The organism is Microbacterium sp., assembly GCF_047971895.1.
Taxonomy (GTDB): Bacteria; Actinomycetota; Actinomycetes; order Actinomycetales; family Microbacteriaceae; genus Microbacterium.
In genome coordinates this window covers 25,683-37,087 of record NZ_JBKEAF010000007.1, presented here as the reverse complement: position 1 = coordinate 37,087, position 11,405 = coordinate 25,683, and the positions used below count along the sequence as shown (strand labels likewise).

The following is an 11,405-nucleotide window of genomic DNA, read 5'->3' as shown; positions in this document are numbered from 1 at the left end:
GTCGTGCTGCGAGTACCAGGTGAATCCTACGATCTACTCGCCGTCGCCGACGTCTGTCCACAGCATCTAGTCCTTGCTGTCGAATTTGTATCCGATCACGGCGTACGCGGCTGAGAGTATGTTCTGCGTGGAGCGGTAGTTCTGCTCCAGCAGCACCACCTTCGCGCCGGGGAAATCGCGCTCGAACTCGGTGATGTTGCGGATGTCGGCACCGCGGAACGCGTAGATCGACTGATCGGAGTCACCGACGACCGTGAGCGAGGCGCCCGGCTGCTGCTCGGTCGGCACGTCGAAGATCATCATCCCGTCGTCCCGGTCGTCGGGCGAGCCCGACGCGCGAGACGAAACGGCCCCGTCACCGCTGACCGGGCGGGTGAGCTCGTGGATGAGCGCGTACTGGGCGTGGTTGGTGTCCTGGTACTCGTCGACGAGCACATGCCGGAACCGGCGACGGTACGTGTCGGCGACGTGCGGGAATGCCCGAAACAGGAACACCGTCTGCGCGATGAGATCGTCGAAGTCGAACGCGTTCGCCTTCTGCAGGTTGCGTTGATAGTCCCCGAAGAGCTCGGCGAACAGCCGCTCGGCGGGATCGCTCATGTTGGCCTGCCGCGCGAAGCCCTCGGCATCCATCAGTTCGTTCTTCAGCTTCGAAATGCGACCCTGCACGGATGCCGGCGTCAGCCCGAACGCGTCGGCTTCGTGCTCCTTGACGAGCCGCTTGATGAGCGCGCGCGAGTCGCCGGAGTCGTAGATCGTGAAGCTCTTCGTGAAACCGAACTGCTGCGCCTCACGCCGCAGAATGCGCACGCACGCCGAGTGGAAGGTCGAGATCCACATGCCCTGCGCGGCGTCGCCGATGAGCTGGTGCACGCGCTCGCGCATCTCACCGGCGGCCTTGTTCGTGAACGTGATGGCGAGGATCTGGCTCGGCCACGCCTCGCGGTTGCGCAACAGGCTCGCGATGCGGTGCGTCAGCACGCGCGTCTTGCCCGAGCCTGCGCCCGCGACGATCAGCAGTGCGGGCCCGCGATACTCGACGGCGACGCGCTGCGGGGGGTTCAGCCCTTCGAGCAGGTCCTCGTCGGGGCGGCCTGCGCCCGGCTGCGGGCCGCGGTCACCGCCGACGACGATGGGCGTGGAGGCATCGATCATGGCACTTCGAGTCTAGGCGCGGGTAGGGACACCCCGCGTGGGCGGCTCTGGCTGAACGTCGACGACCGAGTCGTTCGAGCGCAGCGCCTCGATGTGCCCCCGTGCCTCGGCCGGGGAGCCGGGCGGATGACCCCCGCCGACACCGCCGAGGTGAGCACCCGTGGATACGTCGATACGTCTTCCTGGTCACAGGCTGGTGACGGACTTGTCGCCGCGTGCGTAGGGCAGCCCGCGCCCGAGCAGGGCGAGCAGCAGCCCGGCGACCACGAGAACGACGCCGAACGCGGCCGCGTACCAGGCGCTGGCATCCGGTATCTCGAGGAACGTCGTGATGCCGAGGATGCGCGCCATGCCCCACGGCAGAATGCCCATCTCGTCGTTCCACACCGTGAGCGCCCGCTCGAGCCCGATCGCACCGATCACCGCGGCCGGCACGGCCAGTCCGGCACCGACCGCGGCCAGCACGATGCCCGTCGCCCGTCGCCCGCCGAGCTGGGTGGCCAGGGCCCATCCGGTCACGATGAACAGCCACAGGAACAGCGCGAAGGCCACGCAGATGTACAGCACACGCAGCACCGGGTCGGCCCAGAACCCGTACCAGTAGCCGCCGGGACCGGTGAAGCTCAGCGCGACCAGCGTCACGATGCAGCGCAGCACGACCACCCCGCCGACGGCGGCGATCACCGGCCACGGCGAGCGCCGCCCGACGAGCAGGCGCACGAGCAGAGCGAAGACGATCCACGCGGCGAACACGACGGCCAGGTGCATCCAGGAGAGGAAGGATGTCTGCACCGCCCGCGTCGCGACGAGCAGCCCGATCGGGACCCCGATGATGAGCCAACGGTCGAACGGCATGAAGCCCAGGGTCGATTCACGGGCACGCCAGGGCCGTGTCGACGACACCCACGCGGCACGCGCCGCCGCAGCACCGGGCCGCCGGACGAGGCGCGTGCGCGCCGCGAGCATGCCGATGATCAGCCAGGCGAGGGCCAGCACGAGCAGGATGCGCGCGGCCCACGCCATAGCGAGGTCGCGATCACCGCGCTGAACCCCGAGCTCTGCCGCGGTGAGGTTCCATGCGGGGTGCGCGACGTCGCCCTCGTACCGGTCGAGGTGCGCGGCGGCGCGCTGCACGTAATCGTCACGGGCCGTGCGCCACGCGTCGTACTCCGCACCCGATCCGGTGGCGTGCCACGCGGCCTGGTGAAGGAACATCGCCCGGTAGGCGCCGAGCAACCCGAACACGTCGGCCTCGTAGTCGAGCGCGTCGACGAAGTCCTGGCGCAGCTGCGGGTCGCGCCAGGTCGTGGCATCCGTCCCTGTGATGAGTGCCCGCATCCGCTCCACCGTCGCGAGCGCCGCATCGCCCTCGGCGATGGCCTCGTCGACCCGGTCGGCGCCGATGATGGCGTAGAGCACGTCGAGGGTCGCGGTGTCACCGGTGAGGATGTCCCACTCGAACAGCAGCATCTGCGGCGGGGGTTCGAGTCCCAGTGCGAACGCGCGCTTCTCGGCGAACGCGCCGACATAGAGCCCGTGCTGGATCGCCTGCTGCGACAGCGCCATGGCCTCGGCGATTGCGGTGACCGTGGCGGGGTCGTCGGAGAAGTACTCGCGCGCCCAGTCGACGGTGACCTGCCCGACGTCGGCCTCGGGGTCGTTCGCGAGGGCCGCGGCGAGCATCGTGTTCAGCTCGGGAAGCTGCCAGAACCCGGCCTTCAGATACAGGATCATCGGCCCGGCACGCCAGGGGCCGCCGTCCTGGGTCCACGTCCACACGCCCTCGATGTGCGGGTTCGCGGCCAGCAGCGTCTGCAGCGCCCACTGGAACTCCGGCCCGAGGTCGGTGGGGAACGACCCGAACGCCTCGAACTCGCGGCGGCTCTGGAACTCGACGATGCGGCGGTGATCACCGGCCTCGAGGGTGTCGTTGAGGGGCAGCCAGCTGTAGTAGTCACCGAGCGTGTACTTGGTCGACACGATGAGCGCGGGCGAAGAGATACCGGCGAGCACCGCCTCGTACGAGGCGACGTCGGTGTGCATCTGGCCGACGTCGCCGATGCCGACGCTCCAGGTGCGGAAGACGACCTCGCGGCCGGATGTCTCGGCCTGCGCCGTGAACGCCTGCAGCATCGCCCGCACCGCCGGCACCGTGCGCACGGCCAGCGCTGAGTAGTAGTCCCAGCCGGGAGTCTTGTAGATGTCACCGCCCTCGCCGATGCGCAGGATGGTGCCGCGCAGCGCCGGGTAGGCCGCGTACAGCTCGTCGAGCGCGTCTGTGTACACCTGCCACAGTTCGGGGTGCTCGGTGTCTGCCGACCCGAAGCGCACCGCGAAGTAGTCGTCGAGCGCGGGGGTCAGCGCGAGCATGTCGGTACGCAGGTACACGCCGATGCCGAGTTCGGCGGCGCGCTCCCAGAACGGGCCGAACGCGTCGCGCAGCGCGGCGGTGCGCGCCGGGTGCGTGTCGCCTTCGGGGTAGACGCCGTCGGGCATCACGGCGTACTCGAGGAACCCCGGCCAGGCCGTCGAGGTGTACCCGAGCGCGGCGATGTGCCGCAGGAACGCATCCCAGTCGTCGTAGGCCTCGGCGAGCTTCGCCCGGTCGATGTACGGAGGATCCTCGAGATACACCTCGCGGAAGGCATCCGACACGTGCGAGTAGTTCGTCCCCGGCGCCCATTCTGCGGGGTCGGCGGCGACGCCCACGGCGCCGAGATCGACCATGCGCAGGGGCAGGCGGGATGCCTCGTGCGCGCCGAGGAGACCGTCGACCGGCGTGCCGCTGCGCACCGCTGCGGCCAGGTCGTACACGCCGCGCACAGCACCCGCGGCGGTGTCCGCCTCGAGGTGCAGAGCCGATGCGTCGCCGCTCAGCCGGTAGCCGTCTCCTGTGCCGACGCCTGCCGGCTCGGCGACGGTGAGGGATGCCTCGCCCGCCGTGGCCGACGCCTGGTCGACGGCGTCGCGCAGCTCGTCGATCGCGGCATCGAAACGTGCGCCGTCCGGTGCCGTGATCGCGGTGAACACCGGTGGCGCCGCGGCGGGCTGCACCGACGGCACGACGGCCGGGGCAGGGTCCATCTGCGTCGCCGGCTCGGTGCGTATCCCAAGCGCATCGCCGACGGCGACCCCGACGCCGGCGCCGAGAGCGAGCAGGACGATGGCGGTGACGATGGCGGTGATCGCCTTGCGCCGCGCCGCCGTCATGCCATCGAGCCTAATTGTTCAGAAGACGTTCAGCTGACCGACGGCGGTCACCACGACGATCGCCTCTCCGGCCTCGTCGGATGCGGCCAGATCCACCGTGGCAGAGATGCCCCAGTCGTGGTCTCCGGCGGGGTCGTCGATGATCTGCCGTACGGTCCAGACGGGGCCGGAGGCATCGATGATCAGCAGTGCGGCACTGCGTGCGTCGGCACCGGTGAGGATGTCGTCGTGCACGGCGAAATACGCGTCGAGCGCGGTATCCCACCCGCTCTCCCCCAGCTCGGGATCGAGCGCGCCGAGCGCCACCACGTCGTCGCGTGCGGCCAGCTGCACACGACGGAAGAGCTCGTTGCGCACGAGCACGCGGAACGCTCGCGTGTTGCTCGTCAGGCGCTTCGGCGCCGGCGGCACGAGCGGTTCCTCGTCGCTATCGACAGGGTGGCCGTGCGCGAGCTGCTCCCACTCGTCGAGCAGGCTCGAGTCGACCTGGCGCACCAGCTCGCCGAGCCACTCGATGAGATCGCGCAGATCGTCGGTCTTGAGATGCTCGGGAATGGTCTGTGACGCCGCGCGGTACGCGTCCGACAGGTAGCGCAGCACGACGCCCTCGGAGCGGGAGATCTTGTAGAACGCGACATATTCCCCGAACGACATGGCCCGCTCGTACATGTCGCGCACCACCGACTTGGGCCGCACCTCGAAGTCGCGGATCCACGGCTGTGCGGCGCTGTACGTCTCGAACGCGGCTGTCAGCAGCTCGTCGAGGGGTCTGGGCCAGGTGATCTGCTCGAGCAGCTCCATCCGCTCGTCGTAGTCGATGCCCTCGGCCTTCATGGCGGCAACCGCCTCGCCGCGGGCGAGGAACTCCTGCTGGCCGAGCACCGCGCGCGGGTCGTCGAGCGTGGCCTCGACGATCGAGATCATGTCGAGCGCGAACGACGCAGAGTCGCCGTCGAGCAGCTCGAACGCCGCCAGCGCGAACGGCGACAGCGGCTGGTTCAAGGCGAAGTTGGGCTGCAGGTCGACGGTCAGCCGCACGCGGTTCTGGTCGCTGATTCTGTCGAAGTGCTGCTCGACGACCCCCGACTCGCGCAGGGTGCGGTAGATGCCCAGGGCGCGCAGCGCCAGCAGACGCTGCCGGTCGCGCGGCTCGTGATTGTCGAAGACGAGCGCGCGCACCGTGCCGAAGACGTCGCCGCCGCGGGCGATGACGTTGAGCATCATGGCGCTGGTGATCTGCATATGCGAGCGCAGCGTCTCGGGCTCGGCGGCCACGAGCTTGCGGAAGCTCGGCTCGCCCCACGACACGAACCCGTCGGGCGCCTTCTTGCGGATGATCTTGCGTTTCCTCTTGGGGTCGTCGCCGGCCTTGCGCAGCGCCGCCAGGTTCTCGGTCTCGTGCTCGGGCGCCTGCACGACGACGGTGCCGGCGGTGTCGAACCCGGCGCGCCCCGCACGGCCGGCCACCTGGTGGAACTCGCGCGCGGTGAGCTGTCGCATCCGGGTGCCGTCGAACTTGGTGAGCGCTGTCAGCAGCACCGTGCGGATCGGCACGTTGATGCCGACGCCGAGGGTGTCGGTTCCGCAGATCACGCGCAGCATCCCGCGCTGGGCGAGCTGCTCCACGAGCCGCCGGTACTTCGGCAGCATGCCGGCGTGGTGCACACCGATGCCCAGTCGCAGCAGGCGCGCCAGGGTCTTGCCGAAGGCTGTGGTGAAGCGGAACCCGCCGATCGCGTCGGCGATCAGGTCGCGCTGCGCGCGCGTGGCCACCTGGGCGCTCGCGAGCGCCTGGGCCCGCTCCATGGCGGCGGCCGGGGAGAAGTGCACGATGTAGACGGGGGCGCGGTCAGTGTGCAGCAGATCGTCGACGGTCTCGTGGATCGGCGTCGTCTCGTAGTAGTAGTGCAGCGGCACGGGCCGCTCGACGCCGGTGACGGTCGCCGTGTCGCGACCGGTGCGCCGGGTGAGGTCCGCGGCCAGCTCGGCGACATCGCCGAGCGTCGCCGACATGAGCACGAACTGCGCGTGCGGCAGCGTGAGCAACGGCACCTGCCACGCCCACCCGCGGTCGGGGTCGCCGTAGAAGTGGAACTCGTCCATCACGACCTGCCCGACCGGTGTCTCGGGGCCGTGGCGCAGGGCGAGGTTGGCGAGGATCTCGGCCGTGCAGCAGATGATCGGCGCCTCGGCGTTGACCGACGAGTCTCCGGTGATCATGCCGACGCGCTCTGCGCCGAACACGTCGACGAGCGCGAAGAACTTCTCGCTGACGAGGGCCTTGATCGGCGCCGTGTAGAAGCTGCGCCGGCCGTCGGCGAGCGCGGCGAAGTGCGCCGCGACCGCGACGAGCGACTTTCCGGTGCCGGTCGGGGTCGACAGGATGAGGTGCTGTCCCGACACGATCTCGATGACGGCGTCGTCCTGCGCTGGATAGAGGTGGATGCCGGAGGCCTCGACCCATTCGACGAACGCCGTGTACGCGGCATCCGGGTCGATCGCCCCGGCCGCATCGCGCGCGACCGTCGGGTCCAGCCGGGGCGAAGCATCCATGTCCCCTCGATCCTGCCTCATTCTGCCGTGCGGGTGCGACCGACATCCACCTGTCTCGTTCTGCGGGGTCTGCCCGCAGAACACGGCAAGCGAACGCGCCCGAGCGTGCTCAGTCGTCGGGTGGTCGCCGCAGCCGCTTGACGTCGGTGCACCGCCTGGTCTCCCGCAGTCGCCGCTCCTTGGCCCCGCGAGTGCCGATGCGGTCGACGAATCGCCCGTCGACGACACGCATCGCGTCGACCATCTTCGACGCGACCGGCTCACGCGCCGAAGAAGGCGACCCCGAGATCCGGGTGGTCCACGAAAACGCCGTCGACACCGGCATCCCGGATCACCGCCCACTCCTGCTCATAGGCGCCGAACGCACCCGCCCCACCCGCGCGCCGGAACCGCCGGTCGAGGAATGTATTCTCGGGACGGCATGTCCACGTGTAGACCTCCAGCCCCCGAGCGTGGGCATCGGCCACGACCGAGCCGGCCAACAGCAGCAGTCGCTTGTTCACGCTGATGCCGTCGAACCGGTCGGCGAACGCATCGAGCCCCGCGGGCCGCAGCTGGGAGCGATAGGTGGATGCCGCAGCCCCCTGCGCGGCCACGAGATCGTAAGGCCGACCCGACGCCTTGACCAGATACACATACGTCGCGGGCACGCCGCGCACCTGCAGCTGTGCCAGCACCGTCTGCTCGAACGACTCGATCACCAGCGGCAGATCGCCCGACAGCCAGCCGGCGGCCTCGAGCTCGGCGGCCACGAGCGCGGCGACATCCCACCCCTGCTGCCCGAAGTGCGTCGCGTGCTTGAGCTCGAGCACCACACCGATCGGCCGCTGCTGATCGATCGACGCCGCCCGCACCAGATCGAGCACCTCGCGCAGCCGCAGCACGGGCTCGGTGTCGTCGAACGCGGCGCTCGCCGGGCGCAGAGCGGGCACCCGCTCACGACAGCGCAGCCCGGCGAGCTCGTCGGCCGTGAAGTCCTCGGTGAACCACCCCGAGCGCTCGATGCCGTCGACCGTGCACGTGGCGCGGCGACCGGCGAACTCCGGGCGCGCTGCGACATCCGTCGTCTCCGAGATCTCGTTCTCGTGACGCACGACCAGTACGCCGTCGCGGGAGACGACCGCATCGGGTTCGACAGCGTCCACGCCGGCAGCCAGCGCCAGTGCATACGACGACGCGGAGTGCTCGGGACGATACCCGGGAGCCCCCCGGTGACCGATGACGAGTGGATGCCTGCGGCTCACCGCTCCACGCTAACCCGCGGGCGACGACCACGGCGGTTCATAGGGCAATCTCAGGAACATCGTGCGGCGGCGACCCCGCCGCACGATAGCCTTGAACAACAGCTTTCCGTGAAAACAGGAGTGTGAGAGCGACATGGCCCTCGACAACCCCGCATTCAACACCCCGGCCTTCCAAGACCCGCGCGCCGTGAAGACCTACCCGGGCGGCCCGCAGGCTGCGCAGCTCGGCGGCCGCACAGCGGCGGCGTCTGCAACGCACGCCGACGCCGCCGCGAACGCCCAGCTCGAAGGCGCGTTCGCCGCCCCGCCGGCCGGCGCGATCGAGACCGGCCGCATGACCGTCGAAGACACCGTGCTCAAGACGCTCAGCCTGTTCGCCGTGCTGCTGGTCACCGCGGCCGTCGGCTGGGTGTGGACGATGGCGCCGGTCACCGCCGCCAACCCGAGCCCGACGATCGTGCCGTGGATCGTCGGTGCGGTCGGCGGTTTCGTGCTCGCCATGGTGGTCGCCTTCACCTCGCGCAAGAAGGTGCGCCCGGCGCTGATCTTCGGGTACGCGGCGTTCGAGGGTCTGTTCGTCGGCGGCATCTCGGCCTTCTTCGAGATGATGTGGCCCGGCATCGTCATCCAGGCGACGATCGCGACGCTCGTCGTCGTCGGTGTCACACTGGCCCTGTTCGCGAGCGGCAAGGTGCGCGCCTCGAAGAAGGCCACGAAGATCTTCATGATCGCGATATTCGGCTACCTGGCCTTCTCGCTGGTCAACCTCATCCTCATGTGGACGGGCGTCAGCACGGGTGCGTTCGGCCTCCGCAGCGAGCCGAGCCCCATCTTCGGCATTCCGTGGGGTGTGCTGATCGGCATCTTCGTCGTGATCATGGCCGCGTACTCGCTCGTGCTCGACTTCGACTCGATCCAGCAGGGCGTGCGCAATGGCGCCCCGCGTCAGATGGGCTGGCTCGGTGGTTTCGGCATCATGGTCACCGTCGTGTGGCTCTACATCGAGATCCTGCGCATCATCGCGATCGTCCGGTCTCAGTAGGCCTCAGCATCACGAGAAGAGGGTCGCCCGTCGGGCGGCCCTCTTCTCGTGCGGCAGCGCCGCGGCTCACTCCCACTCGATGGTGCCGGGGGGCTTCGACGTCACGTCGAGCACGACCCGGTTGACCTCGCGCACCTCGTTGGTGATGCGGTTCGAGATGCGCGACAGCACGTCGTAGGGCAGGCGCGTCCAGTCGGCGGTCATCGCGTCCTCCGACGACACCGGTCGCAGCACGATCGGATGCCCGTAGGTGCGCCCGTCGCCCTGCACGCCCACCGACCTCACATCGGCCAGCAACACGACCGGGCACTGCCAGATCTCGCCGTCCAGGCCCGCCGCGGTCAACTCGGCCCGCGCGATGGCATCGGCCTCGCGCAGGATCTCGAGCCGCTCGGCCGTCACGGCGCCCACGATGCGGATGCCGAGCCCCGGGCCGGGGAACGGCTGCCGCTCCACGATCGCCGGCGGCAGACCCAGCTCGCGCCCGATGGCGCGCACCTCGTCCTTGAACAGAGTGCGCAGCGGCTCGACGAGCTCGAACTGCAGATCGTCGGGCAGCCCTCCCACGTTGTGGTGCGACTTGATGTTCGCGGTGCCCGAGCCGCCGCCGGACTCCACCACGTCGGGGTACAGCGTGCCCTGCACGAGAAACCGGATCGGCTCCCCGTCGGCCGCCGCCTCTTCGACCAGCGAGCGCTCGGCCGCCTCGAAGGTGCGGATGAACTCGCGCCCGATGATCTTGCGCTTCTCCTCCGGGTCGCTGACCCCGGCGAGTGCGTCGAGGAACCGTTCGTGCGCGTCGACGGTGACGAGCCGGATGCCGGTGGCCGCCACGTACTCGGTCTCCACCTGCTCGCGCTCGTCCTGACGCAGCAGCCCGTGGTCGACGAACACGCACACCAGCTGATCCCCGACAGCCTCGTGCACGAGCGCCGCCGCCACGGCGGAGTCGACCCCGCCGGACAGCCCGCAGATGACGCGCCCCGAGCCGACCTGGGCGCGGATGCGTGCGACCTGCTCGGCGATGACGTTGCCGCTGTTCCAGTCGGCAGCGATGCCCGCCGCACGGTGCAGGAAGTTCTCGATCACGCGCTGGCCGTGGTCGCTGTGCTTGACCTCGGGGTGCCACTGCACGCCGTACATGCGGCGCTCGTCGCTGCCGAACGCGGCCACCGGCGTCGCCGCCGTGGTGGCCAGCACCTCGAACCCCTCCGGCGCCCGCGACACCTGATCGCCGTGGCTCATCCACACGTTCTGGATGGCGGGCTGGCCGCCCAGCAGCACGCCGCCGTCGGTGCTGAGCTCCGCATCCGTCGCCCCGTACTCGCGCAGCCCGGTCTGGGCGACCTCGCCGCCGAGCGCCTGGGCCATCACCTGGAACCCGTAGCAGATGCCGAGCGTCGGTACGCCGAGCCCGAACACCGTCGAGTCGAGCGCCGGTGCGTCGTCGGCGTACACCGACGACGGGCCGCCGGACAGGATCAGGCCGACCGGATTCTTCGCCGCGATCTCGGCGGCGGTCACCGTATGCGGCACGATCTCGCTGTACACGCCCGCCTCGCGCACACGGCGCGCGATGAGCTGGGCATACTGCGCGCCGAAGTCGACGACGAGGACGGGGCGGGCTTCGGTCTGCACGGTCACCGGTCACCTTCGGTCGGGATGCTGGCGGTCAGAGTGGAGTGCACGGCGAGCGGCTCCGCATCGACAGCGGATGCCTCGGCCTCGCGTGCGGCGAGATACGCCTTCACCTCACGGGCGATGCGCGCCTCCATGAAGAACGACAGCAGCGGCACGACACCGCCCAGCGCCAGCATCAGGAAGCGCCCGAAGGGCCAGCGCATCAGGCTCCACAGCCGGAAGCACGAGAACAGGTACACGACGTAGAACCACCCGTGCGCGACGAGGATCAGCAGCGACATGTTGGCGCCGTCGCCGGTCGAGGTCATCTCGCACGTGTTCATCATGGGGACGAACAGCGACCACCATTCGCACGTGGGGCCGGCGAGCGCCGGCGCGAGCCACAGGAACCCGCCCGAGCCGCCGAGGAAGAGCTCCTGGTGGATCGGCGTGTACTTCAGGATCATCTCGGCCACGAGCAGCAGCAGTCCGACGCCGGTGATGACCGCGCAGATCTCGTAGAAGGTCAGCGCACCGCGGATCTTCGGGAAAGAGGCGAGTTTCGGGGCGACCATGACCCC

Annotated in this window: 7 protein-coding genes and 1 pseudogene; 1 reads left to right on the top strand and 7 read right to left on the bottom strand. The window is 69.6% G+C overall.

The window, feature by feature from the left end; genetic code table 11:
• Window positions 1–36: 36 nt before the first annotated feature.
• The 5 genes and pseudogenes from ACK5IN_RS01090 to ACK5IN_RS01070 all read right to left on the bottom strand — a co-directional run.
• Window positions 37–1,155 (bottom strand): annotated as a pseudogene (locus tag ACK5IN_RS01090) (ATP-dependent helicase); the annotation flags it as partial.
• Between the two features lie 186 nt (window positions 1,156–1,341).
• Window positions 1,342–4,365, bottom strand: coding sequence for a hypothetical protein (locus ACK5IN_RS01085; RefSeq protein ID WP_416894386.1), 3,024 nt, complete (start codon window positions 4,363–4,365; stop codon window positions 1,342–1,344).
• A gap of 18 nt (window positions 4,366–4,383) precedes the next feature.
• Complete coding sequence (locus tag ACK5IN_RS01080) at window positions 4,384–6,918, bottom strand: DEAD/DEAH box helicase (RefSeq protein WP_416894385.1); 2,535 nt, start codon at window positions 6,916–6,918, stop codon at window positions 4,384–4,386.
• Window positions 6,919–7,027: 109 nt separating this feature from the next.
• Window positions 7,028–7,150 (bottom strand): hypothetical protein, encoded by a 123-nt coding sequence (locus ACK5IN_RS01075; RefSeq protein ID WP_416894384.1) that lies wholly within the window; start codon window positions 7,148–7,150, stop codon window positions 7,028–7,030.
• Between the two features lie 28 nt (window positions 7,151–7,178).
• A complete protein-coding gene (locus ACK5IN_RS01070; protein ID WP_416894383.1) occupies window positions 7,179–8,162 on the bottom strand; it encodes a glycerophosphodiester phosphodiesterase family protein in 984 nt (327 codons plus the stop codon).
• Between the two features lie 133 nt (window positions 8,163–8,295).
• Here ACK5IN_RS01070 and ACK5IN_RS01065 point away from each other — a divergent pair, with 133 nt between their 5' ends.
• Complete coding sequence (locus ACK5IN_RS01065; RefSeq protein WP_416894382.1) at window positions 8,296–9,204, top strand: Bax inhibitor-1/YccA family membrane protein; 909 nt, start codon at window positions 8,296–8,298, stop codon at window positions 9,202–9,204.
• A 66-nt stretch (window positions 9,205–9,270) separates the two neighbouring features.
• Here ACK5IN_RS01065 and guaA read toward each other — a convergent pair whose 3' ends face one another.
• Both guaA and ACK5IN_RS01055 read right to left on the bottom strand, forming a co-directional pair.
• A complete protein-coding gene (guaA, locus tag ACK5IN_RS01060) occupies window positions 9,271–10,848 on the bottom strand; it encodes a glutamine-hydrolyzing GMP synthase (protein ID WP_416894381.1) in 1,578 nt (525 codons plus the stop codon).
• Entirely contained in the window at window positions 10,845–11,399 is a 555-nt protein-coding gene (locus tag ACK5IN_RS01055) for a DUF3817 domain-containing protein (RefSeq protein WP_416894380.1), read from the bottom strand. The genes guaA and ACK5IN_RS01055 overlap by 4 nt, the downstream gene beginning before the upstream one ends.
• Window positions 11,400–11,405: the final 6 nt, after the last annotated feature.